We start from the raw sequence: 25,643 nt of genomic DNA on the forward strand, positions 1-25,643 counted from the left end.
TCATGTCTATCTACAGTAAAATAGCAGCCTATATGGGATATCTCATGGCAGATACCCCCCATAGCTGGAAAGACGGCCCTGTGCTGGCAATCCTTTCCGGTCTTTCGGTGCTCTATGGCTGGGGCGTACGGCGCCGGTACCAAGCTTATGTATCTCACCCGGAAAAGCAGGCCCATCTGTCAGTCCCGGTCATCAGTCTGGGGAATATCACTGCCGGCGGGACTGGAAAGACACCTACGGCGTGCTACCTGGCCAGATGGCTGTGCCGGAAGGGATATAAGCCGGCCCTTCTGAACAGGGGATACCGCTCTCAGGCTGAAAAAGGAGCGGCGGTCATGTCCGACGGTGAGCATATCCTGCTAAATGCCCGTGCTGGCGGCGATGAGGCCCTGCTCATGGCCCGCAGCCTTCCCGGCGTTCCCGTCCTGGTCGGAAGGGAACGGGCCCGTACAGGCCAGATGGCAGTCCGCATGCTGGGAGCGCAGGTGCTGCTCCTCGACGACGCCTTTCAGCACTGGCAGCTGGCCCGGGATCTGGATATCGTCCTCATCGACAGCACCAATCCTTTTGGTAACGGTCATCTCCTTCCCAGAGGAATCCTGCGGGAGCCGATGGAACATCTCCGGCGGGCCGGGTTCTTCATCCTGACCAAATCAGATTTATGCAGCCGCGAGGAAAAAGAGAAAATCTGCCAGACCCTGCGGAAATATAACGAGACGGCCCCTGTAGCCGAAGCGGTTCATCAGCCGGCCTGGTGTATTTCCTTCAAAGACTGGTATGAAGGCCGGAAAGACCGGCATGGCTGCAGCCAGCTTACGGTGGGGGCGACAGTAACTGCCGTATCGGCCCTGGGAAATCCCGCCTCCTTTGAAGCGACGGTCTGCGCCTGCGGATACCATCTGGGTGACCGTATCCGCTATGATGACCATCATCCCTATACCGCTGCGGATATACGGATGATGGAAGAAAAGGCCGCCCAATGCGGATCCGTACTGGTAACGACGGAAAAAGATGCCGTCAAACTGCCGGCATCGGATATACTGGAACGACAGGTCCCGCTATGGGTACTGGGTATAGAAATAGTGATCTGCAAAGGAGAAGAAGCTTTGCAGACCTGTATTCTCAATCATATAGGAGGAACGACATGAACTTTATCTGCATCATTCCCGCACGGTTTGCCTCGACGCGTCTTCCGGGCAAACCTCTGGCGGATATTGCTGGCAAACCGCTGATCCAGCGCGTATATGAACAGGCCGCAAAGGCCGGGAAAGTATCTTCCGTCGTAGTGGCTGTCGATAATCCCCGCGTATATGATACGGTCGTCACCTTTGGCGGCCATGCCGTCATGACCCGGGAAGACCATGCCAACGGTACGGATCGACTGGCAGAAGCGGTGGGGCATTACCCCGACGCCGATGTCATCGTGAACGTTCAGGGGGATGAACCGCTCATCACGCCAGAAGTCATCGATGCCCTGTGCCAGACCTTTGAAGAAGACGATTCTCTCATGATGGCGACGGTGGCGACGCCGCTCAAAGAAGACGAGTATGACGATCCCAGCGCGGTGAAAGTCGTCATGAACAAGCGGAACGAAGCCATGTATTTTTCCCGTTCCCTCATTCCTTATCCCCGTCATCCCTTCCATGATGCCGTACGGCCGTACAAGCATATCGGCATTTACGCATACCGCCGGGATTTCCTGCTGCAGTATGCTTCTATGGAACCGACGCCGGCAGAAGAAGTAGAATCGCTGGAACAGTTGCGCGTTTTGGAAAATGGCTATAAGATAAAAGTTATCACGACAGAGCAAGAATTTATCGGCATCGATACGCCGGAAGATCTGGAACATATCCGTGAATATTTTGCAAAGGAGTCCCAATCATGAAAGCAGTACAGGTAGGAAACAGGCAAATCGGCGGCGACGGCAGACTATTCGTCATGGCCGGTCCCTGCGTCATAGAGGACCCGGAACGGGTGCTGCGCATCGGCAGAGAAATGAAAGCCATCTGCAGCCGTCTCGGCCTTCCCTATATATTCAAAGCTTCTTTTGATAAAGCTAACCGTTCGAGCTGGAAATCGTTCCGCGGCCCGGGCCTTACAGAAGGGCTGAAAATCCTCAAAGCCGTCAAGGAAGAATTACAGATACCCGTTGTCAGTGACATCCACGATGCCAGCCAGGCAGAACCGGCGGCAGAAGTCCTCGATATCCTGCAGATACCGGCTTTCCTCTGCCGGCAGACTGATTTGCTGCAGGCAGCGGCCCGCACGGGAAAATGTATCAACGTCAAAAAAGGGCAGTTCATGGCGCCGTCGGATATGAAAAACGTGGCAGAAAAAATCAGTCACGAAGGCAATGAAAACATCATTCTGACCGAACGGGGCGTATCCCTTGGCTATCACAATCTCGTCGTAGATATGCGCAGCTTCCCCATCATGCGTGAATTCGGCTATCCTGTCGTCTTTGATGCTACCCACAGCGTCCAGCTGCCCGGCGGAGCCGGTACCCATTCTTCTGGCCAGCGCCAGTTCATTGGCAACCTGGCCAGAGCGGCGGCTGGTTCCGGCATCGACGGCGTATTCATGGAAGTACATGACAATCCGGAAGAAGCGCTTTGCGATGGTCCTAACATGCTCTATCTGACACAGGTAGAAGGGCTGCTGCGCGATATGATGGCTATCAAGGCCATTGCCGATAAAAGCGCGTCTACGGCCATGAAATAATAACAGAGGTGAAAGACATGGATATATTACAAGAAGCAAAAGATGTATTGCAGCAGGAAGCGAGAGGCATTGAAAACCTGATTCCCAAACTGGACCAGAATTTTGTCAATGCCATCAATCTGATTATGGAATCCAAAGGCCGCGTCGTCGTAACCGGCATGGGGAAATCCGGCCATATTGCCCGGAAGATTTCCGCCACCATGGCCAGCACGGGTACGCCGGCTATTTTCCTTCATCCCGGTGAAGCCATTCACGGCGATCTGGGGATGGTGACCGGCGACGATGTGGTCCTGGCCATTTCCAAGAGCGGTGAAACACGGGAAGTACTGAATATGCTGCCCAGTCTGAAGCGCATCGGTGCAAAGGTTATCGCCATCGTCGGCGAACACAACTCGACACTGGCAAAGAATTCCGACGTCATCCTTGACGCTTCCGTAGAAAAAGAAGCCTGCCCGCTGGGACTGGCTCCGACGACGAGCACGACCGTGGCCCTGGCCCTGGGCGATGCCCTGGCAGTCGTCCTCCTTTCGTGCCATCATTTTACGAAAGACCAGTTTGCCATTTTCCATCCCGGTGGATCTCTGGGCCGCAAGCTGCTCCTGACCGTAGAAAACGTCATGCATAAAGGTGAAGATAATCCGGTCATCAGCGAAGACAGCACCGTCCAGGATGCCCTGTTCATGATGACCGAAAAAGGACTCGGTGCCGTATCGGTCGTCGATGAAGATGGAGTCCTTATCGGCCTCGTGACCGATGGCGACGTACGGCGCGGGCTGGAAACGGGTTCCAATTTCCTGCAATGGCCTGTCGATGCTATGATGACCAAAAGTCCGCGCACCATTACCAATGACAAGCTGGCGGCCGAAGCCATGCACATCATGGAAAAGAATCAGCCCCGGCCTATTACGGTACTGCCCGTAGTAGATAAAGACCACAAGGCCGTCGGGATGATCCATCTGACCGATTTGCTGCGGCAGGGAGTGGTCTGATGAAATACCTGACACAGATAAAACTGCTGGCCCTCGATGTCGATGGCGTCCTGACCGACGGCATTATCTACTACAGCCCGGCGGGAGATGCCATGAAAGGCTTTTCTGCCCGCGATGGCATGGGAATTTCCCTGGCCCGTATGGCCGGGCTGAAAACGGCGTTGATTACAGGGCGCAGATCCCCTATGGTAGAACAGCGGGCCAAGGACCTGCATATCGACTATGTTATCCAGGATGCCCGGGATAAACTTCAGGCCCTGCGCCAGCTGTGCAGGGAAACGGGTATTGCCATGGAAGAAGTATCCTACATGGGCGATGACCTGAATGACATTTCTCTTATCCGCAACGTCGGTTTCGGTGCCGCTCCCTGTGACGGTTGTGAAGAAGCCTGCAAGGCAGCCGCCTTCGTTTCCAACTTCCGGGGCGGATACGGCGCGCTGCGTGAGCTGGTAGAGTATATTTTAAAAAACCAGGGCATCTGGGACGATATAGTGAATCATTTTCTGACCGGCACTGCCGAATTTAAACAGTAAGGAAAGGAGCGTCTGCATCGTGTTTTCGGAATGGCAGTATTACGTAATGCGGGCCATTGGCAGAGGAATCCGTCATCTGTCCTACCCGACAGTCATTTCATTAGGACGCAGGCTGGGTCCTTTAGTCAGCCGGATTATGAAAAAGCAATATGACAGAGCCATCTTTCAGGCTGTGCGGGGACTGGAATGCAGTGAAGAAGAGGCCCGCCGCATCGTAGATGAATTGTTTTGCAATCTGGGCCAGTCAGCATTGGAAATCCTCTATACGCCCAACCTGAATCCCGGCAATATTTCTGAATACGTCACCCTCGATCATCCGGAACGCCTCGATGAAGCCATGAAAGAAGATAAAGGCGTCATCATCCTTACCGGTCATATCGGCAACTGGGAATGGCTGGGAGCACTGGCCATGTATGGCTATCCGGCTTCGACTATCGTCAAGAACCAGGCCAACTCGTCCATTACGCGTCTTCTGAATGAAAACCGGGAAGGCATGGGCCTGGAAGTCTTCGCCCGCGGGGGAAATGAAATGATCATTGCCGCCCGGGCGCTGAAGCGGAAGAAACTGCTGGGGTTCCTGGCCGATCAGGACGGCGGCTTTCATGGCGTGCCCCAGCCATTCCTGGGAAAAATGAGTTCCACGCCGAAAGGGCCGGCCATGTTTGCCCAGAAATTTCATTCTCCCATCGTCCCTGTCTTTACCATTCATGATGAAAACCATCGCACTCATCTGGCAATCGGTGAAATCATGCATTTTGAAGATACGGGGAACAAGGAAGAAGATATTGCCAGCATGACGCGAAAAATGGCAGTACTGACGGAAAAATTCATTAAAGAACATCCTACGGAATGGCTCTGGTTCCAGCACCGCTGGAGCACGGAACCGGAAGATATCATTGCGCTGCAGAAAGAAGGAGCGGTGAAGGACAGTGAACATACGGCAGAAACTGATACAAAATAAAATAGCCATTCTCGTGGCAGTCGTTTTGATTTTATTTGCCGGCATGTTATACTGGTTCATGAAATCGGCGCCGACGCAGGTAGAAGATACGCCCCGCAGCGATGACCTGGTCGAATTCCAGGGTTCGGAAATCGAAGAAAAAGACGGGGACCGTCTGGTATGGCGGCTGTCATCAGAGAAAATCCAGGTCGATCCCAAAACACAGAAAATGTATTTTACCAGCCCAAAAGCCGAAATCTGGGAAAAAGACGGGACTGAGCTTACGGTGACAGCGAAACTGGGCATCGTAGACCGGGCCAAGAAAACCATTGAGCTGAAACAGCCTATTGAAGCTTCGACCGATAAAGGAGATACATTGCAGACTGAGGGCAGTGTGTATTATAATATGGATACACGGCTTATCAAAGGCGGCAAAGTGCTGCTGACGCGCCATGATAAAACGGCGGTAAGCGGTGATTCGTTTGAAACCAACGCATCCCTGGATCAGGTAACGGTGCAGGGCCATGCGAAGATAACCAAGGGAGAGTAGAGCATGAAACAGAAACGATGCATGAAAATCCTGGCAGCTGTCATGGTCAGCGCCATGCTCCTGCCCGCTGCCGTTACGATTGCCGCGGATAACCCTTCTGTATCGGTGACGGCAGATAAACTGGAATACAATGGCAAAACACAGATTGCCAAAGCGACGGGCAATGTCGTTATCATACGGGACCAGGCAACCCTCACGGGGAACGTGGCTACGTATAATCTGAAAACGGCAGAAGCCGATATGGAAGGCAACGTCACGGCCCAGCAGCCGGACATGCACATGACTGCCGACAAACTTCATTCGACGAACCGCAATTACCTCATCGCCACGGGCAATGTCAAAGGCGTGTATGGCGATAAAAAGGTAAATGGCGATCAGGTAGAATATTATCTCGACCAGGACCATGGCATCGTAACGGGCCATGGATATCTGGAAGCACAGGGCTCGCAGATGTGGGCCGACCATATCGAAGGCTGGTTCAAGGAAATCCGGGCAGTCGGTACGGGCAATGTCCATATCGAATCGCCGGCGGAAGAACTGACTGCCTATGGCGACAAGGCCGTGTATACACAGACGCCGGGACAGAATAATGGCGTCATCCACATGACCGGAAATGTATATGCTACCCAGAAGGGTAACCAGCTCAGCGGTAATGACGTAGAAGTGCACCTGGCAGATAATTCTGTAGAATCTAATGGCCGTTCTACCGTTGTATTCATACCGGGCAGTGAAGAATAGGGGAAACGATGTACATCCAGACCAATGATTTAATCAAAACGTATAAAGAACGCAATGTCGTCAACAGAGTCAGCATTCATGTAGACCAGGGGCAGATTGTCGGCCTTCTGGGACCGAATGGGGCAGGCAAGACGACGACATTTTATATGATAGTCGGCATCGAGCATCCCAGTGACGGGTCGATTTACATCGATGACCACGATATCACCGGGCTGCCTATCCATAAGCGGGCTGCCTATGGCATCGGCTATCTGCCCCAGGAAGCATCGATTTTCCGCAAGCTGACCGTAGAAGATAATCTGCTGGCCATGCTGGAAACGACGACTTTGTCGCGGAAAGAGCAGAAGGAAAAGGCCGAAGCGCTCATGGAAGAATTTACCATTACCAAGCTGCGCAACCGCCTGGGCATACAGTTGTCCGGCGGCGAACGGCGGCGTGTGGAAATCGCCCGCTGTCTGGTCATGGATCCGGCCTTTATCCTCCTCGACGAACCTTTTGCCGGCATCGACCCGTTGGCTGTCAATGATATCCAGGATATCATCAGTCATCTGAAGGACCGGGGAATTGGCGTTCTCATTACGGACCATAACGTCCGGGAAACGCTGAGCATCGTCGATAAGGCGTATATCCTCAACGAGGGGCAGATCCTCCTGGAAGGAAGTCCACAGATGATTGCCAACGATCCCGTAGCCAAGAAATTCTACTTAGGCGAAGAATTTACCATGTAACAGGGGGAAACGATGAGAATATTAGATAAGTATATATTAAAGGAATTCATCAGCCCGTTCCTGTTCGGTGTCTGCGCCTTTACGGCTGTTTTCATTGGTACGGGTACGCTCTATCGGATAGCCAATTTAATCAACAACTACGGAGCTTCCCTGTGGGATGCCTTTCGTGTCCTCGTCCTGGCCCTGCCCTCGATTATCGTCGTGACCTTTCCCATGTCGGTGCTCCTCGGCTCACTCATGGCCTTTGGACGCCTGTCCAGCAACAGCGAGCTCATTGTCATGCGTTCAGGAGGACAGAATTTTGTCCGCCTGGCCATGCCGATTTTTATCGCTGCCCTGATCATTTCTCTGGGGACGACAGCGTTCAACGAATTTGTCGTGCCGAAAGCCAACAATGCCTATAATACGATTATCAATCAGGAAATCAAACATCAGGTGGCCCCCAAGACGCAGGACCATATCATTCTCAAAGATGTCAAGGGTCATGATATCAACAGCCTGATGTACGCCCGGCAGTACGATTCAGACCTCAAACAATTCAAGGACATCACCGTCCAGGAATTTGAAAATGATACGCTCGTACGGGTGGAAAAAGCTGATTATGCCGACTGGAACGGCAGTAAATGGGTCATGCATGAAGGCCGTATTTACGATGTTTCGGTGGGGGAAACGGTAACCCGGACGATGACCTTCAAAAATCAGGAACTTCCTATTTCCCAGAAACCGAATAAAGTCAGTGCATCCCAGAAGAAGCCTGATGAAATGACCATACGGGAACTGCGGGAACAGATATCGCTCCTCGACCAGAATTCGGTCAATACGAATAAGATGAAAGTGGAAATGTACAACCGCTTTGCCATGCCGCTGGCCAGCTTGGTCTGCGCTATTGTCGGCGCACCGCTGGGCATGCAGAAACAGCGGGGCAGTTCTTCTATCGGTTTTGGCATCAGCGTCGTCGTCATTTTCATTTATTACACGATTATGACTCTGGGGAATGCCCTGGGGAACGGGGGCAAGATTCCTCCGTATATTGCCGCTTTTTTACCGGATATCGTCTGTGGCATTGCCGGTATATTTTTAGTATACCGCAAATCCAGATAATCAGACGGAGTGATTGGTATGCCTTGGGGCTGCCGGTCACTCTGCCTTTTTTTATATATTTCTGCAGAAATGATGCAAAATGCCATGACAGAATTCATATCATGGTATAATATAAAAAACAGGATGGAGGTGTGCCAATGGAATACGGATGGATTATGCTGCTGATTTTAGCCGTCATGGGCGGTGTCATAGCCTATCTGGGTGATAAAATCGGCTCCCGCGTAGGCAAAAGAAAAATAAAATTATTTGGCATGCGGCCAAAATACTCATCTATCCTGATTACAATTATTACCGGCGTCAGCATTGCCGCCGTTACCCTTGGCGTCATGTCGGTCCTTTCGCAGAATGTCCGCATCGCCCTGTTCGGGATGCACCAGCTGCAGCTGCAGAAGGCCGAACTGGAACAGCAGCGGGACCGGTTGCTGCAGCAGGCCCGGGAGTTGGGACTGGAAATGGAAGAAAAGAACAATCTCCTGGCAGCCAACGAAAACCTGCTCCGTCATCAGGAACAGCAGCTGGCCGATGCCAACGACCGCATACGGGTGACACAGCTGGATCTGGAGCAGACCCAGGCCGCCCGCGATGATGTGAGCCGTCAACTGACCATCGTTCAGGTGGCCCGCGATGAAATGATGGCCCGCAATACGCAGCTTAACACAGAAAATAAAGAACTGGAAGCGACGCAGGCACGCATGAATCACACCATCGGCCTGCTTGATGAACGCATAAAATTACTGAACGATAAAATGACCGATATACGGGAAGGGCAGGTACTGTTCCGCGTCGGTGAAGTCCTGGCCAGCAAAGTCGTCGATGCCAATGCCGATGAAAGCCAGATCCGGGCTTCTCTGGGAGAAATGCTGGCCCAGACCAATACCCGCATCCGGGAACAACTGGGCATCACCAATGAAAATGCCGTCGTGCTCTATATTTCGCAGGATGAAATCGACCAGACGGTCCAGACGCTGCATGCCGCTAGGGGCAGTAAATTGATCCGCCTTACGGCTGCGGGCAATATCATCCTCGGGGAACCGGCGCTGGTCCATCTGGAAACCTTCGATAACCAGCTCATTTATCATAAAAATGAAATCGTCTATGAAGAACATTTCCGCTCTTCCGATGTCAATGGCAGTGCCGAATACATCGTCTTCCGCTTCCTCCATGAAGTCAATCAGAAAGCCGTCGGCAAGGGCATCCTGCCCGACCCGCTGACAGGCAACGTGGGGTCGCTGACGGCAACGGAAATGTTCGATACGATCCAGCGGATTAAATCCTGTGGCGATGGCGATATCATCCTGCGGGCCGTAGCCCGTACGGATATTTACACGGCGGGGCCGATGAACATCGACATAGCCGTCCGGTCCTATGGGACACCGTGAGAGGAGCAGGATTCATGATTTTAGCAATCGATCCCGGATCAGAAAAGACGGGGACAGCGGTCCTTGGCACCGATGGCAGCCTGGTCTGCCGTCAGATCATACCTACCGGGGACCTTTCCTGTCATCTGCGGGAGATGTATAAAAAGTATGCTTTTACGCATATTGTCATGGGAAATGGTACGAACCACCGTCATCTTCAGCCCGTTGCCGAAGAATGGATACGCAAAGAAGCACCGGATGTGACCTTTTCCCTCATCGACGAAAAGTTTACTACTGTAGAGGGGCGAAAGCTGTACTGGCAGTATACGCCCCGCCATGGCTGGCGCCGTCTGGTCCCTCTGTCCCTGCAATATCCGCCGGAACCGGTCGATGACTTTGTGGCCTGGATCATCGGACAGCGGTATATAAAATCCCTGGGAGGTCTTTCATGATTGAATACGTACTACGCGCTATAGGACTGGCTTTTGGAGCCCTGGTATATAACTGCGGCCTTCACGTGTTCCTGGTACCCAATAATGTCATCGATGGTGGCGTCGTCGGGATTGCCCTCATGGCAGCCCATGTGACGGGCATATCCTTCAGTGTGTTTATCGTCGCCCTGAACATTCCCTTCTTCGTCATCGGTTACCGTAAAATCGGTTTGCGCTTTACCTTTTTTTCGCTCTATTCCGTCTTCTGCCTCTCGCTGTGGAGCAGTTTCCTCCATCTGTCCCCCATGACGGATGACCCCTTTTTATCGACTATTTTCGGCGGTATCATCATGGGGCTCGGCGTAGGGCTGATCATCCGCTGGGGCGGTTCTCTGGATGGCACGGAAATCATGGCCATCATCACTGAAAAGATTTCTCCCTTTTCCGTCGGGGAAATCGTCATGTTTTTCAACCTGTTCATCCTGGGATCGGCCATCTTTGTTTTTGGTGTGGACAGTGCCCTCTATTCGCTGGTAGCCTATTTCATTGCCTATAAGATGATCGATGTCGTCGTAAACGGTCTCGATGAAATGAAGGGACTGTTCATCGTTTCGGCAAAGCATGACGAAGTGGCCCGGGTCATCACCCAGGATATGGGACGGGCTGTAACGCTCCTGCACGGAGAAGGAGCGTATACGCGGAAGCAGACCTTGATTCTGTACTGCGTCGTCTCCCGTCTGGAAATCACCAAAATGCAGGACGTGGTAAAACGGATAGATCCGCGGGCGTTTATTACGATATTTGATATACGCGAGACCCAGGGCGGTCTGCTCAAAGGGAAAAAGAACCATGAGTAAAACGGTTTATGGGGGCACTTTTGGTTGACGAAACACAACAGATGCTATATCATATAAAATAATTGCATATATAGTTATATATTAATATAAGAAGCATGCAGGACAGCTTCTCGCACAGGAGGCAGAGAAATGGCACAATTGAATTTTAATATTGAAGATATTTGCGGGACCTTATCAGAAAATAAGGATGGCTGGCACAAACAGCTGACCTATATCAGTTGGAACAATCGGCCGCCCAAGTTCGACCTTCGCTCGTGGGATCCTGATTATCAGGCCATGACCAAAGGGATTACCCTGACAAAAGACGAATTGATTGAACTTCGTAATATTCTGGATAAGATGGATTTTGATAAATACTAAAGGGGTGTGAAGTATGCTTTCTCAGATTCAGTGCGGATAATGACGAAAGCATACTTTTATTTTGCTTGCAAAAGAAGAAGAAACATTATATAATCTCTGTTGTATGTACTATTAATACTTGGTCATAATTTACATAAAGGTGATGGAATGGTTCGTATAGCCAGAGAAAAAAGACACGCTCTCCTGTCCCGCCGCATTGAGGAAAATCCCTTCATCAATGACGAGGAACTGGCGGAAGAATTTTCTGTCAGCGTGGCGACTATCCGGCTGGACCGGATGGCCCTGGGGATACCAGAGCTTCGCATGCGCATAAAAAAGCGCGCCGAAGCAGCACAGGCCCAGCAACACCGAACAGATGTCATGGGGGACCTGATTGAATGCAATGTTGGTAAAGATGCGATATCCATTATGATGGCTACTGAAGACATGGTGGATGCAGCACATGTCGTACAGTCACGGTATTTATATGCCCAGGCGGATTCCCTTACGAAAGCCGTCCTGAATCTTCCGGTCTGTATCATCGCCGTTGCCAACTTAAAATATAAGCAGCCCGTAACTGTCGGGGACCGGCTCGTCGCACGGGCTGAAGTCATCCGTCAGAGAGATCAGAAATATTATGTATGGGTGAAGATACGCAAGAATGCCAAAGAAGTATTCCGGGCAAAGTTTATCGTAGAGTCTTTGGAATAACGGAGATAGAGTAATGAAAATAGCTGTAGACGCTATGGGCGGGGATTATGCGCCAGAAGAAATCGTTCTGGGAGCAATTCACGCCGTACGCGAATATAAATACGATGTAGTACTCGTCGGAGATGAACAGAAAATACGGAGGGTGCTGCAGCAATATGACGCGAAAGAAAGTGACCGCCTGTCTATTGTCCATGCCAGTGAAGTAATCGAAATGGGAGAACATCCCGTGCAGGCAGTCCGTAAAAAGAAAGATGCCTCTATTGTCGTGGCGACACGGCTCGTACGGGACGGACAGTGCGATGCCGTCGTAGCTCCGGGTAGTACGGGGGCGGCTGTCACGGCAGCCCTTCTGGGACTGGGGCGGATCGCCGGCATAGAACGGCCCTGTATCGCTACGCCGATTCCTTCCAAAAAGGGAATTACAGTGCTGCTCGATTCGGGAGCCAATTCCAACAGCAAGCCGAAACATCTCGTGGAAGCGGCTATCATGGGATCCCATTATGCCAAGTACATCCTGGGCATAGACAAGCCACAGGTCGGCCTGCTGAATATCGGCGAAGAAGTGACGAAAGGCAATGAATTATGCCAGCGCACCTATCCGCTGCTGGAAAAATTAAAGACTATTTCTTTCTATGGCAATGTCGAAGGACGGGATATCCCCAACGGCACGGTAGATGTCGTCGTCTGCGACGGGTTCGTCGGCAATGTCATACTGAAGTTTGGTGAAAGCATGGCTATGTTCATCTACCGGCTGGTCAAGCAGGCCATAAAGAATAGTGGGTTTATTGCAAAACTAGGTGCTCTGGCGATTTATCCTGCACTGAAATCGCTGAAGAAACGCCTGGATTTTACGGAATATGGAGGGGCTCCGCTTTTGGGAGTCAACGGCAGTTTTATTATCTGCCACGGCAGTTCCAAGGCAAAGGCTATTAAAAATGCCATCCGCGTTGCCGGTGAACTGGTACAGCAGGATGTGACAGGACATATCCGCAATAGTATAGAGGAAGAAGGAGTTCAGGAATATGATAGTGAAAGCTAATCCGGCAGGGATTCTCGGCACCGGGCATTGTGTGCCCGAACAGGTTTGGACGAATGAGTATTTGGAAACGTTTCTGGATACATCCGATGAATGGATCCGCAGCCGTACCGGTATCGGTGCCAGGCATGTAGCCCCCGAAGGGGTCAACACGTCAGATCTGGCAACGGGCGCGGCAAAAGAAGCGTTGGAAATGGCCGGAGTCAGTCCGGAAGATCTCGATTTGATCATCGTGTGCACCCTGACACCAGACAAGATGCTGCCTAGCACAGCCTGCATCGTCCAGGCCAATCTGGGAGCCGTTAATGCCGCCGCCTTCGATCTGGAAGCAGCCTGCTCCGGCTTTGCCTATGGATCGATTATTGCCTCCCAGATGATTGAAAACGGTATGTATGACCATATCCTGGTCATCGGCGCAGAAGTCCTGACACGGGTCATCAACTGGAAAGACCGCTCCTCCTGCGTCCTCTTTGGCGATGGTGCCGGAGCAGCCGTCATCGGCCGCGTTCCCTCGGGATACGGCATCCTCAGCGGCGCCATGGGTGCCGACGGTACCGGCGGCGATTTCCTGACCATCCGCAGTGGCATTGCCAACCCTGTTACGGATGCGCGCCGCGCCGACGGATCGGCTTATGCCGTCATGGATGGCAGGGAAGTCTATAAATTTGCAGTCAAAGCAATGCCTCATGCAGCCGAACTGGCACTGCAGCGGGCGGAACTGGAAAAGAAAGATATTGATGTCCTCGTACCTCACCAGGCCAACATGCGCATTATCGAATCGGCAGCAAAACGCCTGCATGTGCCTATGGAAAAGGTATACGTCAACATCGAAAAATATGCCAATACATCGGGTGCATCCATCCCTATCGCCCTGGACGAAGCCGTCCGCACGGGGATGGTGAAACGGGGAGACATTGTCTGCCTCGCCGGTTTTGGTGCCGGCCTGACCTGGGCCAGCGTCGTCATGAAATGGTACTAAAAAAGAATTGAGGTGATTCCTTTGAAAACTGCATTTGTATTTCCCGGACAAGGTGCCCAGAAAGTGGGCATGATCAAAGACTTATACGACAATTATGCCGTTGTAAAAGAACTGTTTGAAGAAGCTGATGATGCCCTGCATTTTTCGCTGACCAAGCTGATTTTTGAAGGTCCTGATGAAGAACTGATGAAGACCAGCAATACCCAGCCGGCTATCCTCACGGCCAGCACGGCCTGCTGCCGCGTCCTTCAGCAGGAAGGACTGACACCGGATATCGCTGCCGGCCACAGCCTCGGCGAATATTCCGCCCTCGTAGCAGCCGGCTCGCTGAGCTTTGCCGATGCCGTCCGCACCGTACGGCTGCGCGGCCAGTTCATGCAGGAAGCCGTTCCCCTCGGAGAAGGCGGCATGGCAGCTATCCTCGGCCTCGATGACGAAAAAATCAAGGAAATCTGTGCCCAGGTTTCTGCCCAGGGCGGCGTCGTCCAAGCGGTCAATTTCAACTGCCCGGGCCAGACGGTCATTGCCGGTTCTGCCAAAGCCGTAGAAACAGCGGCCGATGCCCTGAAAGCGGCCGGTGCCCGCCGCGCTGTCATGCTCCATGTCAGTGCCCCCTTCCACAGCACCCTCATGGAACCGGCTGCCCGGCGCCTGGCGGAAGTCCTCGATACGATTACCATCCGCGATGCACAGATTCCTGTCGTAGCCAATGTGAACGGACAGATGGAAACAAAGGCTGCCGATATTAAGGAAGCCCTGGTCAGACAGGCGGCTAGCCCGGTTCTGTGGATCGACTGCACGCACACCATGCAGCAGTTCGGCGCTGAAGCGTTCGTCGAAGTCGGCCCCGGCAAGACCATCTGCGGCTTCAATCGTAAGATTGACCGCAAAATCCATAGTGAAAACGTAGAAGATATCCCGTCCTTACAGAAAACACTTGAATTTTTCCAGGGGGTCAGATAAAATGCTTTTAACAGGTAAAACTGCGATTGTAACAGGCGGTTCCCGCGGCATCGGCCGTGCCGTCTCCCTGCTGCTGGCCCGGGAAGGTGCCAATGTGGCTATCGTCTACGCCGGCAATACGGCAGCTGCAGAAGAAACGAAGCAGCAGGCCGAAGCGTTGGGCGCAGCTGCTGCCGTGTTCCAGTGCGATGTAGCTGACGAACAGGCTGTGGCGGATATGGTCAAAGCCGTCAAGACCCAGTTTGGTTCCGTAGATATCCTGGTCAATAACGCCGGAATCACCCGTGACGGACTGCTCATGCGCATGAAAGAAGCGGATTGGCAGGCCGTCCTGGATACGAATCTGACCGGTGTCTATCATTGTACGAAAGCTGTTTCCAAGCTGATGATGAAACAGCGTCAGGGGGCCGTCATCAATCTGTCCTCTGTCGTCGGGGAAACGGGCAATGCCGGCCAGGCCAATTACGCCGCTGCCAAAGCAGGCATCATCGGCTTTACCAAGGCCGTTGCCAAAGAACTGGCATCGCGCAATATACGTGTCAATGCCGTAGCTCCCGGCTACGTAGAAACAGACATGACTGCCGGACTTCCCGATTCGGCCAAGGAAGACATGCTCCGCTCCATCCCGCTGGGCCGCCCGGCTACAGCCGATGATGTGGCGCAGGCCGTCTTATTCCTTGCATCTGATCAGGCTAAATACATTACAGGCCAGGTCCTCAACGTGGACGGCGGCATGGTAATGTAATATAATACAATTAGCACACTGAAAGGGGGTGAATTGGAAATGAGCGAAGAAGCTACTTTTGAAAAAGTAAAAAGCATCGTTGTTGAACAGTTAGGCGTTGACGAAAAAGAAGTCAAAATGGACGCTGCGTACATTGATGATTTAGGCGCTGATTCCTTGGACATTGTTGAATTGATCATGGCTTTCGAAGAAGAATTCAATATCGAAATCCCTGATGATGTGGCAGAAAAAATCAAAACTGTTAAAGATACAGTTGATTACATCGAAAAGGAAAAGAAAGCGTAAGTATGCAATAAGAGCCAGATGGGGAGAGGCGCAGGTCTTTCCCCGGATGGTATCTTGAATGGAGGAAACTATAGTGAAGCTGCCAGAATTACATATAGGTAAGCTTGTAGCCAAAGTGCCAATCGTCCAGGGCGGCATGGCAATACGTTTGTCTACTGCCCGCTTAGCGGCAGCTGTTGCAAATGAAGGCGGTATTGGCCTGATTGCCATCTCCGGCATGCCATATGATGAAATACGATATGAAATCCGGTTGGCCAGAAAACTTGCGCCAACGGGGATTATTGGTATAAATGCCATGGTTGCGGCCCGTGATTTCAAGGGCATCGTAATGACGGCTATTGAAGAAGGAATCGATCTAGTAGTAGCAGGGGCTGGCTTTTCCCGGGATATGTTTGCCTGGGGCCGCGCTTCGGGTACCCCGATTGTGCCAATTGTCTCCTCGGCTAAACTAGCTAAAATATCCCAGAACCTCGGCGCTGCCGCTGTCGTCGTAGAAGGCGCAGAAGCAGGCGGGCATCTGGGCACGAACCGTTCCAGCCGGCTCATCGTGCCGGAAGTACGCGCTGCCGTAGATATTCCGGTCATCGGTGCCGGCGGCGTTCTCCACGGCGAAGATATAGCAGAAATGCTCCGTCTCGGCGCCAATGGGGTACAGATGGGCAGCCGTTTTGCTGCCAGCGTTGAATCGAATGGTTCTGATGAATTGAAAAAAGTCTATCTCCGTGCGAACAACCCGGAAGATTTCATTCTCGTGCACAGCCCCGTGGGGCTGCCGGGTCAGGCTATCCGTACGCCTTTTTCGGAACGGGTGCTTCTGGGAACGGCTCCCAAGCCGGTTACGTGCGACCATTGCCTCAAGAAGTGCAGCCATAAGTACTGCATCATCCGCGCTCTGACGCGGGCTCAGCAGGGAGATGTCGAAACTGGTCTCGTATTTTCCGGCCGGCGCATGCAGGAAATCCACGATATCCTGCCGGTCAAGGAAATATTTGCATATCTGAAACGGGAAGTAGAAGCAATTCCCGATTAATCACGAACTTTTTATGGATGAGGTGAACACTTTGGAAAAACGTGTAGTAATTACCGGTCTGGGTGTCGTATCCCCGGTGGGCATCGGCAAAGATACTTTTTGGGACGCCCTCTTATCCGGCAAGAACGGTATTGGCCCGATTACACATTTTGATGCGACGGAATACGCGGCCCGCATTGCCGGTGAAGTCAAAGATTTTGACCCGGCAGACTACAACATTGATCGCAAAGAAGCACGGCACATGGACATTTCTACCCAATTTGCCGTTGCAGCAGCCAAACTGGCTATCGATGATTCCGGCGTCGATCTGGATAAAGAAGACCGGGACCGTATCGGTACGATTGTCGGTACCGGCATTGGCGGCATGGAAACGCTGCATAATCTCTACAAGGGATTATTTGCCAAAGGTCCGTCACGGGTCAACCCGTTCGTCGTACCCAAGATGATTGGCAATATGGCATCTGGCCAGGTATCCATCATCTTCGGTCTCCAGGGCCATTGCGCCAGCGTCGTCACCGCCTGTGCAACGGGGACGAATTCCATCGGCGCGGCATACCGCATGATCCAGCGCGGCGAACTCGACGCAGCTGTAGCCGGTGGCACGGAAGCTGCCGTATCCCCCGGTGCCGTAGCTGGTTTTGCGGCCATGAAGGCTCTCAGTACCCGCAATGATGACCCGGCACACGCTTCCCGCCCCTTCGATAAAGACCGCGATGGTTTCGTCATGGGCGAAGGAGCCGGCATCGTATTCCTGGAAGAACTGGAACACGCTAAAAAACGGGGTGCTCATATTTACTGTGAAATTGGCGGCTATGGCAGCAATGCCGACGCCTATCATATTACGGCTCCGGCTCCGGAAGGCATCCAGCAGTCCAAATGCATGGCTCTCGCCGTCAAGGATGCCGGCCTTACTCCGGACGATGTAGACTATGTCAATGCCCACGGTACGTCCACGCATCTCAATGACCTCAATGAATCCAAGGCCATCGCCCGTCTCTTCGGCGACCATGCCAGGGACATGCTGGTCAGCTCGACGAAATCCATGACAGGGCATCTCCTGGGCGCTGCCGGTGCTGTCGAAGCCATTGCCTGCGCACTGACCATTGCTACCGGTCACGTACATCCCACAATCAACCTCATCGAACCGGAAGATGAACTGAAAGAACTCGGTCTCAATTACGTACCGGGTCAGGCTGTAGATGCCGATGTCAAGGTGGCTATTTCCAATTCCTTCGGATTTGGCGGCCACAATGCTACCCTTCTGTTCAAGAAGTATGCAGAATAAGAGATGCATTCGTAATGAAACCGGAACGAAAAGCACAACTTGAGAAATGTATCGCCGTCCTGGGGCTGCCTGCCTTCCGCAACCTGCAGCTCCTCGATGCGGCATTGACTCATTCTTCCTATGCCAATGAAAATAAGAACCGCCATGTCCACTTTAACGAACGCCTGGAATTTCTCGGTGATGCCATTCTGGACCTGGTCATTGGCGAATACCTGTTCATGCATTATCCTCACATGCCGGAAGGGGAACTTTCCAAAGCCAGGGCCAGTGTAGTCAGTGAAATGCCTCTGGCTTCCGTATTTGGCTCGTATCATATGGGCGACTACATGCTCATGGGACGGGGCGAACAGCTCTCCGGCGGCCGGACGCGGACCAGTATCCTGGCCGATGCCTTCGAAGCCGTCGTCGGCGCCGTATATATCGATCATTCCTATGGTGAGGCCCGTGCCTTTATCCTTCACCAGCTGAAAGGATATCTCGATCTGGTAAAAAGTGGCAATTATGGCAAAGACTATAAAACACTGTTTCAGGAATTCGTTCAGCGTGATGGTGAGCAGCATATCGTCTATGAACTCTGCCGTGAAGAAGGGCCGGATCACGATAAGACCTTCTATATGGAAGTCACGGTGAACGGTACGGTTCTGGGCGAAGGAAAAGGAAAAACCAAGAAAGATGCCGAACAGCATGCGGCTCATGAAGCATTGAAAAAATTAGGTGGTATAAAGTAAAATGTGGCTTTCGGGCCACATTTTTTTTATAAGAACAGGAGCATCATGATGGAAAAAGAAAGACTGCGTACATCGATCATCCCCATTTTTATTCCTCATATCGGTTGTCCCTACCGGTGCGTATTTTGCAATCAGTGGCGGATAACGGGACATGAGGGAGTACCCGATGCCAGCGAAGTCAGCAATCTTATCGATACATATACCCGGGGTGTAGAAAAACGTCACTGGGAAGCCGCCTTTTATGGTGGAAGTTTTACGGCTATTCCCGGCTCCTTGCAAGAAAGCCTGCTGGAACCGGCTTATGAAGCACTGCAGGAAGGCCGTATCGATGCCATTCGCTGTTCGACCCGGCCCGACTGCATTACCGGACCTATCCTGGAGAGGCTGCAGCGCTATGGCATGACGACGGTCGAACTGGGCGTACAGTCTATGGATGATGTCGTACTTGAACGGGCCAGACGCGGGCATACGGCGGCGCAGGTAAAAGACGCTACGGCGCTCCTGCGCCAGTATGGGTTCACCGTAGGACATCAGCTCATGCCGGGCCTTCCTGGTGAGGACTGGCAGAGCCTGATCCGGACGACCGATGCCATCTGCCGGTTGAAGCCGGATATAGCCCGCATTTATCCCGTAGTAGTCATTGCTGGTACGGAACTGGCAGACAGCTGGCAGAACGGGGAATACCAGGCGCTGACTATCCATGAAGGAGTGCAGCGCGCGGCCTATATGAAGCAGCAGTTCCTTTCTAAGGGTATTCAAGTTATTCGTACAGGACTGCAGGCAACGGAAAATCTCGATGACCCGGCCCAGGTACTGGCCGGAGCCTATACGCCGGCCATGGGGGAAATGGTCGATACCAGGCGGTATCAGCTGCAGCTGTTCCGTGTACTGGATCAGATTCTGCCAGCTTGTCCCGGACAAACTTGTGTCATTTCCTATAATCGCCGCGATACGAGCCGCGTACGGGGCATCCGAAATGTTACGGTACACCGTTCGCGCCTGCGCTATGGACGTGAATTTCTCTGGAAAGAAGACGACGCGGTCCCCCTGTATCATATCCAGGTGAAGACGGATGGGGGAACGTGGCTCATCGATACGAATCGGGGCCGGTGTTCTATCATAGAAATAAACGATTAACGTAACGTTATAGTGTAAGACGAGGACGGATACACAGCAAATAGTTGTGTATCCGTCCTCGTTTTCGTATGATATTTTCATTATGTGAAAAAGATAAGGGATGTTTTATTATGGTAAATGATGAAAATAACAAGGAATAACTATATGAAAACTTTATCATATTTTAAAATAAGCGAAAAAATATTAATTAAATTAAGAGCAATAATACTCGTATGTCAAAATAGAAAGAATTACTAAATAAAATTTAAAAAATGAAGAAATGTCATTGACAGGGCAGTTGACCCGTGCTAGAATACAAGCATAGAAAATGTTCCAAATAAAGAAAGGAGTTCAATAATATGAACTCCTAATAAAATATTCGAAATACAGAATTAAGTTCGTAATAAAGAACAGGCTAGCACTAACGGGGTTCCAGAGTCCGGACAGGGGAAACCGTTAGAAAGATAAAGGCAGATAGTATGAAAGAATCTGTCATGTATAGCAACTTTAATTGTGAAAGGGGTTTTATTATGGCAACGCTTGATTCTAAGACAGGAGTTCTCGTTGAGAAGCCGACGAACGTACGTTGGCAGGTGTTTATTGCAATTTTCATTCTCTGTTCCATCAACTATGTTGACCGTGCTGTCATTTCCGTCCTCATGCCGGCTATCCAGTCAGATCTGGGCTTTTCACCGGAAATGGTCGGTGTCATCCTCAGTGCTTTCTTCTGGGGCTACGTCTTAATGCAGATACCATGCGGCTGGCTGTGCGATAAAATCCAGCCGGGGAAAGTTATCGTCGGTACAGGCGTGTTATGGGGGATTTTCCAGATTATTACCGGCTTCATCACCAGCAGTTCGCTGTTCATCGCTATCCGCGCACTCCTCGGTATTTCCGAAGCTCCGATTTATCCGGCCGGCGGTAAATTACAGTCCGTATGGCTGACAAAAAATGAACGTGGCAAAGGTTCGGCTCTTCTCGATTCCGGATCGGCTGTAGGCAATGCTATCGGCGCTCCTCTTTGTGCTGTATTTGTAGCTTTCCTCGATGGCTGGCGCGGCGCCCTCATGGCAGCCGGGGTTCTCACCATTCTGGTCGTCCTGGCCTGCAAACCGCTCATGTCCCACACTCCGGAAAACAGCCCGCGCTGCAACGAAGCTGAACGGGAATACCTCCGCAAAGCATTTGAAGAAGAAGATGCTGAATCTCTTTCCGCTATGCAGGCTGAAACGGGTAATACCTCTACGGGCAGCACGCTCAGCAAATACATGACATCCCGCAGCTTCTGGAGTCTGTGCCTCGGTTTCGGTGCGTATGACTCCTTCTGGTATGGCCTGATGACCTGGGGCGCTCTGTACCTTCACGCTACACACGGCCTCGATATCAAAGGTCTTGGCTGGGCTATCTTCGTTATCTACATGGTAGGTGTTGTCGGCGAAATCGTCGGTGGTACCCTGACTGATAAATGGCGTAAAAATTCGGCAGACAGCAATAAAATCATGCGCCGTCTGTTTCCGGTCCTCGGCATCTGCATCGCCATTCCCATGTATCTCCTTTCGGCCGCAACGGATGTATACATTGCTGTAGCCTTCCTTTCCGTTGCTATGTTCTTTGAAAAATGGTGCGGCTGCCTCTACTGGTCTCTGCCGGCACTGTGCACAGACCGCAAACACAGCGGTGCTGTTGGCGGTGCAATGAACATGTTTGGTAACCTCGGTGGCGCTATCGTCCCAATCGTCGTCGGTCTTATCGTTGGTGCAACGGGCAGCTATTACTGGGCACTGATGCTCTTCGTGGCACTGGCTGTTGCTCTCGGTGTCCTGCCAGCTCTTATCAACTACAATAAGAAAATTGGTATGGAATAATCTAGTATACACTGTGTGTATGCAATAGAATCTAAAAAGAGGCATGCCGCTTCAGAAATACAGTCGGAACAGGCATGCCTCTTTACCACATAGGAGGACTATCATGGCTCGTTATAACAAAGTTTCAAAGGAATTACTCGATGAATTATTAGTTCTTCTGGGCAAACACAATATGACTACCGATCCGGAAAAACTCGATGCCTACAAGACCGATGAGGAGTCGAACCCCATTTATTTCCATACACCGGAAGTCGTTGTATTCCCGGAAACGACCGAACAGGTAGCAGCTATCATGAAGCTGGCCAATAAGTACATGGTTCCGGTTACACCCCGTGGCGGCGGCAGCAGCCTGGCCTGCGGTGCCGTTCCCGTATACAATGGCATCGTATTGTGCCTGGAAAAGATGAATAAAATCATTGAAGTCAATAAAGATGCCCTGTACATGATTACCGAAGCCGGCGCTATCACGACGGCTGTACAGGCAGCGGCTAAAGAAGCCGGCCTCTACTATGCCGGTGACCCCAGCTCCAAAGCATCCAGTGAAATCGGTGGCAACATTGCTACCAACGCTGGTGGCAGCCGCGTCGTCAAATACGGCACGACCCGCGACCAGGTATACTGGCTGGAAATCGTCACCCCGACTGGCGAAATCACCCGCGTGGGCAAACGGCTACAGAAGAACACGACCGGTTATGCTCTGGAAAAACTCATCTGTGGCAGTGAAGGCACGCTGGGCGTCGTCACGAAAATCTGTCTGAAACTGCGTCCGATTGCACCGTTCCATTTCGATCTGGTAGGTATTTTCAAGGATGTCAACGATGCCCTGGCCGTACCGAACCAGCTGCAGAAAGCGGGTGTACAGCCGACGGCTATCGAATTTCTCGATACCAATGCCATCCAGAGTGCCGAACGGTTCCTGAAAATGGATCTGCCGTACTCCAAAGAAAACGGCAACTATATCATCGTCACCGTCGATTCCTATGACCAGGATGACCTCGATAACCGTGTAGCCACAGCCGATGAAATCTGCCAGAACAACCACGCCGCAGAAACGCTGGTTGCTGACGACCGTATCTGGAACGCCCGCTATTGCAACGGTGAAGCTGCCCGTAACGACAGCCTCGTCTTCCTGGCAGAAGATATCGTCGTACCCGTGGACAAGATTCCCGACCTCATGGCTAAACTGCCGGAAATCGAAAAACAGTACAACATCGCAACGACGGTCGCGGCCCACATTGGCGACGGCAATATCCATGTCAACGCCCTGAAGATGGATATGTCCTTAGAAAAATGGAACGAAGTAATCCCGCAGTACCATAATACGCTGTACAGTTTCGTCTACAGTCTGGGCGGCTGCCTCTCGGGCGAACATGGCATCGGCCTGCGGAAGTTAGCTGAAATGAAGAAGTTTACTGATCCTGTCGAACTGGGCATGATGGAAGCCATCAAAAAAGCACTGGATCCGAACCTCATCCTCAATCCGGCCAAGATTTTCGATTTTGGTGACTAACGATTCATTTTTCCACCTGTAGTGAGGCCATGTACACCTTTTGTTTTCCCGTTGTATTGCCACTCGTTATTTGACAAGAAAAATAGAGCGATGATACAATGTCCCCTAAGGGGATGTTCGATATATTGAACTTCATTAAGGAAGAAGGTTATATATGGTTAAATCAGGCAATAGTACCATCGTACGTTCCGCTGCCCGGGCGCTGGATGTGCTGGAAATCGTCGTACAGGCTGAAAAAGCCCCGACGTTTACTATGATACAGAAGGCATCGGGGATTCCCAAGAGTTCCTTATCCTACCTGATGCAGGAACTGATGCAGAAACGATACGTCCAATACGATCCGGAATCGAAGGTGTATTATCCAGGGCTGGCCCTGCTGGCGCTCTCTGCAGAGTGTATGAGTACGACGAATTTTTCCGTCGAACTGACGAGGGGCATAAAGTCGCTCCAGGAAGAGACGGGAGAAACGACCCACGCCGTCATCCGCGAAGGACGGTTTGCTATCTTTATCGGCAAACAGGCGTCGGCCAAGGCAGTCAGCTCTGTCCTCAATATCGGCTTTAAACTGGGTGCCCATGCGACGGGATGCGGCCTGGTCATGCTGGCATCTCTTCCCGATGACGAACTGCACGCACTCATCGATCCCGTTACACTGGAACAGTATACACCGTACACAATTACCGATAAAAAACGGCTCTACCGGGAAATCCGCCGGGTACGGCGCTATGGATACGCCTTTGATGATCAGGGCAATATCCTCGGAGGTTGTTGTATTGCAGCTCCCGTTTACAACCGGGAAAAGGAAGTCGTCGCGGCCATCAGTATCAGTGTCCTGGCCAGCAAGGCAACCATTTCCTACCTGCGGTTCCTTCGCCGCAAAGTCAAGGAAAAAGCACAGGAAATCAGCATGCGTCTTGGGTATTTATAATAAAACAACAATCAGAAGCAGACAGACGCGGCTTGCAGTGCGAAGCAAACCGCCTGCCTGCTTCTAAATGCACAAAATATGGAACAAAGTTCTTTATTAAGAATTATAAACGTATATTCGTATAACAAATATTTGTAATTTTTTTTGTTAGGAGGTTATACTCATGGCATTAATGACTGGTGAACAGTATATCGAAAGCATGCGCAAGCTCAACCTGCAGGTGTACATGTTCGGCAAAAAAATCGACAACGTCGTCGATGACCCCATCCTGCGTCCGTCCCTGAACTCGGTCCGCATGACCTACGATCTGGCCCAGATGCCGGAATATGAAGATCTCATGACGGCTACGTCGTCCCTGACCGGTGAAAAGATTAACCGTTTCACCCATATCCACCAGAGCACCCAGGACCTCATCAACAAAGTCCGGATGCAGCGTCTCCTCGGCCAGAAGACGGCAGCCTGTTTCCAGCGCTGCGTCGGCATGGATGCATCCAACGCCGTATTCTCCACGACCTATGAAATCGACCAGAAATACGGCACTCATTATCATGAAAACTTCAAGAAATTCCTCACCCGGGTACAGCAGAATGACTTTACCGTCGATGGCGCCATGACCGACCCGAAAGGCGACCGCGGCAAGGCTCCTCATGCCCAGGATGATCCCGATTTGTATCTCCACGTCGTCGAACGCCGTCCCGACGGTGTCGTCGTACGCGGTGCCAAAGCCCATCAGACAGGCTTCATCAACTCCCACGAAGTCATCGTCATGCCGACTATCGCCATGCGGGAAGATGACAAGGATTACGCTATTTCCTTCTGCTGTCCGACCGATGCCGAAGGCATTTTCATGATCGTCGGCCGTCAGTCCTGCGATACGCGGAAACTGGAAGGAGCTCCCATGGATACGGGCAACCCCGAATTCGGCGGCACGGAAGCACTGGTTATCTTCGATAACGTATTTATCCCCAATGACCAGATCTTCCTCAACGGCGAAGTGGAATTTGCCGGCATGATGGTCGAACGCTTTGCCGGATATCACCGTCAGTCCTATGGCGGCTGCAAAGTCGGCGTAGGCGACGTCCTCATCGGGGCTGCGGCCCTGGCAGCCGATTATAACGGTTGTGCCAAGGCATCGCACATCAAAGACAAGATTATCGAAATGCAGCACCTGAACGAA

Annotated in this window: 28 protein-coding genes; all 28 read left to right on the forward strand. The window is 51.8% G+C overall.

Annotation, left to right across the window (positions count from 1 at the left end; translation table 11 throughout):
* Positions 1-2: 2 nt before the first annotated feature.
* Positions 3-1,148, forward strand: a complete 1,146-nt coding sequence (gene lpxK, locus B2U90_RS09210; RefSeq protein WP_113855463.1) for a tetraacyldisaccharide 4'-kinase — start codon at positions 3-5, stop codon at positions 1,146-1,148.
* Positions 1,145-1,885: a 3-deoxy-manno-octulosonate cytidylyltransferase gene (kdsB, locus tag B2U90_RS09215; protein ID WP_059076777.1), complete on the forward strand. Its 741-nt coding sequence runs from the start codon at positions 1,145-1,147 to the stop codon at positions 1,883-1,885. The genes lpxK and kdsB overlap by 4 nt, the downstream gene beginning before the upstream one ends.
* A complete protein-coding gene (gene kdsA / locus B2U90_RS09220; protein WP_059076778.1) occupies positions 1,882-2,721 on the forward strand; it encodes a 3-deoxy-8-phosphooctulonate synthase in 840 nt (279 codons plus the stop codon). The genes kdsB and kdsA overlap by 4 nt, the downstream gene beginning before the upstream one ends.
* A gap of 17 nt (positions 2,722-2,738) precedes the next feature.
* On the forward strand, positions 2,739-3,710 hold the full coding sequence (locus tag B2U90_RS09225; protein ID WP_059076779.1) for a KpsF/GutQ family sugar-phosphate isomerase: 972 nt from the start codon (positions 2,739-2,741) through the stop codon (positions 3,708-3,710).
* Positions 3,710-4,243 (forward strand): KdsC family phosphatase, encoded by a 534-nt coding sequence (locus B2U90_RS09230; protein ID WP_113855465.1) that lies wholly within the window; start codon positions 3,710-3,712, stop codon positions 4,241-4,243. The genes B2U90_RS09225 and B2U90_RS09230 overlap by 1 nt, the downstream gene beginning before the upstream one ends.
* Before the next feature lie 19 nt (positions 4,244-4,262).
* On the forward strand, positions 4,263-5,204 hold the full coding sequence (locus B2U90_RS09235) for a lysophospholipid acyltransferase family protein (protein WP_072235730.1): 942 nt from the start codon (positions 4,263-4,265) through the stop codon (positions 5,202-5,204).
* A complete protein-coding gene (gene lptC, locus B2U90_RS09240) occupies positions 5,173-5,733 on the forward strand; it encodes an LPS export ABC transporter periplasmic protein LptC (RefSeq protein WP_234995341.1) in 561 nt (186 codons plus the stop codon). The genes B2U90_RS09235 and lptC overlap by 32 nt, the downstream gene beginning before the upstream one ends.
* A 3-nt stretch (positions 5,734-5,736) precedes the next feature.
* Positions 5,737-6,471 carry an LptA/OstA family protein gene (locus B2U90_RS09245; RefSeq protein ID WP_059076781.1) on the forward strand — a complete coding sequence of 245 codons (735 nt, stop codon included), beginning with the start codon at positions 5,737-5,739 and terminating at the stop codon, positions 6,469-6,471.
* A gap of 8 nt (positions 6,472-6,479) precedes the next feature.
* On the forward strand, positions 6,480-7,199 hold the full coding sequence (gene lptB, locus B2U90_RS09250; RefSeq protein WP_059076782.1) for an LPS export ABC transporter ATP-binding protein: 720 nt from the start codon (positions 6,480-6,482) through the stop codon (positions 7,197-7,199).
* A gap of 12 nt (positions 7,200-7,211) precedes the next feature.
* Positions 7,212-8,300 carry an LPS export ABC transporter permease LptG gene (lptG, locus tag B2U90_RS09255; RefSeq protein ID WP_059076783.1) on the forward strand — a complete coding sequence of 363 codons (1,089 nt, stop codon included), beginning with the start codon at positions 7,212-7,214 and terminating at the stop codon, positions 8,298-8,300.
* Between the two features lie 137 nt (positions 8,301-8,437).
* Complete coding sequence (locus B2U90_RS09260) at positions 8,438-9,679, forward strand: DUF3084 domain-containing protein (protein ID WP_059076784.1); 1,242 nt, start codon at positions 8,438-8,440, stop codon at positions 9,677-9,679.
* Positions 9,680-9,693: 14 nt separating this feature from the next.
* Entirely contained in the window at positions 9,694-10,110 is a 417-nt protein-coding gene (locus B2U90_RS09265) for a hypothetical protein (RefSeq protein WP_059076785.1), read from the forward strand.
* A complete protein-coding gene (locus B2U90_RS09270; protein WP_292017627.1) occupies positions 10,107-10,946 on the forward strand; it encodes a YitT family protein in 840 nt (279 codons plus the stop codon). The genes B2U90_RS09265 and B2U90_RS09270 overlap by 4 nt, the downstream gene beginning before the upstream one ends.
* A 129-nt stretch (positions 10,947-11,075) precedes the next feature.
* Positions 11,076-11,306, forward strand: coding sequence for a YdbC family protein (locus tag B2U90_RS09275; protein ID WP_059076787.1), 231 nt, complete (start codon positions 11,076-11,078; stop codon positions 11,304-11,306).
* A 147-nt stretch (positions 11,307-11,453) separates the two neighbouring features.
* Positions 11,454-11,996, forward strand: coding sequence for a transcription factor FapR (fapR, locus tag B2U90_RS09280; RefSeq protein WP_059076788.1), 543 nt, complete (start codon positions 11,454-11,456; stop codon positions 11,994-11,996).
* 13 nt (positions 11,997-12,009) lie between these two features.
* Positions 12,010-13,035, forward strand: coding sequence for a phosphate acyltransferase PlsX (plsX, locus tag B2U90_RS09285; protein WP_075582019.1), 1,026 nt, complete (start codon positions 12,010-12,012; stop codon positions 13,033-13,035).
* Positions 13,019-14,011, forward strand: a complete 993-nt coding sequence (locus B2U90_RS09290; RefSeq protein WP_059076790.1) for a beta-ketoacyl-ACP synthase III — start codon at positions 13,019-13,021, stop codon at positions 14,009-14,011. Before plsX ends, B2U90_RS09290 begins: the two co-directional genes overlap by 17 nt.
* Before the next feature lie 21 nt (positions 14,012-14,032).
* Positions 14,033-14,974 (forward strand): ACP S-malonyltransferase, encoded by a 942-nt coding sequence (fabD, locus tag B2U90_RS09295; protein WP_059076791.1) that lies wholly within the window; start codon positions 14,033-14,035, stop codon positions 14,972-14,974.
* 1 nt (position 14,975) lies between these two features.
* Complete coding sequence (gene fabG / locus B2U90_RS09300; protein ID WP_059076792.1) at positions 14,976-15,719, forward strand: 3-oxoacyl-[acyl-carrier-protein] reductase; 744 nt, start codon at positions 14,976-14,978, stop codon at positions 15,717-15,719.
* Positions 15,720-15,758: 39 nt separating this feature from the next.
* On the forward strand, positions 15,759-16,004 hold the full coding sequence (locus tag B2U90_RS09305) for an acyl carrier protein (protein ID WP_059076793.1): 246 nt from the start codon (positions 15,759-15,761) through the stop codon (positions 16,002-16,004).
* Positions 16,005-16,077: 73 nt separating this feature from the next.
* On the forward strand, positions 16,078-17,034 hold the full coding sequence (locus B2U90_RS09310) for an NAD(P)H-dependent flavin oxidoreductase (RefSeq protein ID WP_172793345.1): 957 nt from the start codon (positions 16,078-16,080) through the stop codon (positions 17,032-17,034).
* Positions 17,035-17,065: 31 nt separating this feature from the next.
* Positions 17,066-18,319, forward strand: coding sequence for a beta-ketoacyl-ACP synthase II (fabF, locus tag B2U90_RS09315; RefSeq protein ID WP_059076795.1), 1,254 nt, complete (start codon positions 17,066-17,068; stop codon positions 18,317-18,319).
* A 14-nt stretch (positions 18,320-18,333) separates the two neighbouring features.
* On the forward strand, positions 18,334-19,047 hold the full coding sequence (gene rnc / locus B2U90_RS09320) for a ribonuclease III (RefSeq protein WP_059076796.1): 714 nt from the start codon (positions 18,334-18,336) through the stop codon (positions 19,045-19,047).
* Positions 19,048-19,092: 45 nt separating this feature from the next.
* On the forward strand, positions 19,093-20,184 hold the full coding sequence (locus B2U90_RS09325) for an elongator complex protein 3 (protein WP_292017628.1): 1,092 nt from the start codon (positions 19,093-19,095) through the stop codon (positions 20,182-20,184).
* Positions 20,185-20,693: 509 nt separating this feature from the next.
* On the forward strand, positions 20,694-22,028 hold the full coding sequence (locus B2U90_RS09330) for an MFS transporter (protein ID WP_075582020.1): 1,335 nt from the start codon (positions 20,694-20,696) through the stop codon (positions 22,026-22,028).
* A 103-nt stretch (positions 22,029-22,131) separates the two neighbouring features.
* Positions 22,132-23,538 carry an FAD-binding oxidoreductase gene (locus B2U90_RS09335; protein ID WP_075582021.1) on the forward strand — a complete coding sequence of 469 codons (1,407 nt, stop codon included), beginning with the start codon at positions 22,132-22,134 and terminating at the stop codon, positions 23,536-23,538.
* 154 nt (positions 23,539-23,692) lie between these two features.
* Positions 23,693-24,466, forward strand: a complete 774-nt coding sequence (locus B2U90_RS09340; protein ID WP_059076799.1) for an IclR family transcriptional regulator — start codon at positions 23,693-23,695, stop codon at positions 24,464-24,466.
* A 163-nt stretch (positions 24,467-24,629) separates the two neighbouring features.
* The coding region (locus tag B2U90_RS09345) for a 4-hydroxyphenylacetate 3-hydroxylase N-terminal domain-containing protein (RefSeq protein ID WP_292017629.1) at positions 24,630-25,643 on the forward strand (1,014 nt) is incomplete at its 3' end.

This window comes from Megasphaera sp. UBA4233, assembly GCF_002395615.1.
In the GTDB taxonomy this organism is placed as follows: domain Bacteria; phylum Bacillota; class Negativicutes; order Veillonellales; family Megasphaeraceae; genus Megasphaera; species Megasphaera hexanoica.

Coding starts and splice junctions, on each gene's coding strand:
- lptB (WP_059076782.1), top strand. CDS start 6,480: ATGTACATCCAGACCAATGATTTAATCAAAACGTATAAAGAACGCAAT.
- B2U90_RS09340 (WP_059076799.1), top strand. CDS start 23,693: ATGGTTAAATCAGGCAATAGTACCATCGTACGTTCCGCTGCCCGGGCG.
- B2U90_RS09260 (WP_059076784.1), top strand. CDS start 8,438: ATGGAATACGGATGGATTATGCTGCTGATTTTAGCCGTCATGGGCGGT.
- B2U90_RS09230 (WP_113855465.1), top strand. CDS start 3,710: ATGAAATACCTGACACAGATAAAACTGCTGGCCCTCGATGTCGATGGC.
- B2U90_RS09245 (WP_059076781.1), top strand. CDS start 5,737: ATGAAACAGAAACGATGCATGAAAATCCTGGCAGCTGTCATGGTCAGC.
- fapR (WP_059076788.1), top strand. CDS start 11,454: ATGGTTCGTATAGCCAGAGAAAAAAGACACGCTCTCCTGTCCCGCCGC.
- B2U90_RS09290 (WP_059076790.1), top strand. CDS start 13,019: ATGATAGTGAAAGCTAATCCGGCAGGGATTCTCGGCACCGGGCATTGT.
- B2U90_RS09225 (WP_059076779.1), top strand. CDS start 2,739: ATGGATATATTACAAGAAGCAAAAGATGTATTGCAGCAGGAAGCGAGA.
- B2U90_RS09265 (WP_059076785.1), top strand. CDS start 9,694: ATGATTTTAGCAATCGATCCCGGATCAGAAAAGACGGGGACAGCGGTC.
- B2U90_RS09330 (WP_075582020.1), top strand. CDS start 20,694: ATGGCAACGCTTGATTCTAAGACAGGAGTTCTCGTTGAGAAGCCGACG.
- B2U90_RS09335 (WP_075582021.1), top strand. CDS start 22,132: ATGGCTCGTTATAACAAAGTTTCAAAGGAATTACTCGATGAATTATTA.
- B2U90_RS09325 (WP_292017628.1), top strand. CDS start 19,093: ATGATGGAAAAAGAAAGACTGCGTACATCGATCATCCCCATTTTTATT.
- B2U90_RS09270 (WP_292017627.1), top strand. CDS start 10,107: ATGATTGAATACGTACTACGCGCTATAGGACTGGCTTTTGGAGCCCTG.
- lptG (WP_059076783.1), top strand. CDS start 7,212: ATGAGAATATTAGATAAGTATATATTAAAGGAATTCATCAGCCCGTTC.
- B2U90_RS09275 (WP_059076787.1), top strand. CDS start 11,076: ATGGCACAATTGAATTTTAATATTGAAGATATTTGCGGGACCTTATCA.
- lpxK (WP_113855463.1), top strand. CDS start 3: ATGTCTATCTACAGTAAAATAGCAGCCTATATGGGATATCTCATGGCA.
- kdsA (WP_059076778.1), top strand. CDS start 1,882: ATGAAAGCAGTACAGGTAGGAAACAGGCAAATCGGCGGCGACGGCAGA.
- B2U90_RS09305 (WP_059076793.1), top strand. CDS start 15,759: ATGAGCGAAGAAGCTACTTTTGAAAAAGTAAAAAGCATCGTTGTTGAA.
- kdsB (WP_059076777.1), top strand. CDS start 1,145: ATGAACTTTATCTGCATCATTCCCGCACGGTTTGCCTCGACGCGTCTT.
- fabG (WP_059076792.1), top strand. CDS start 14,976: ATGCTTTTAACAGGTAAAACTGCGATTGTAACAGGCGGTTCCCGCGGC.
- plsX (WP_075582019.1), top strand. CDS start 12,010: ATGAAAATAGCTGTAGACGCTATGGGCGGGGATTATGCGCCAGAAGAA.
- rnc (WP_059076796.1), top strand. CDS start 18,334: ATGAAACCGGAACGAAAAGCACAACTTGAGAAATGTATCGCCGTCCTG.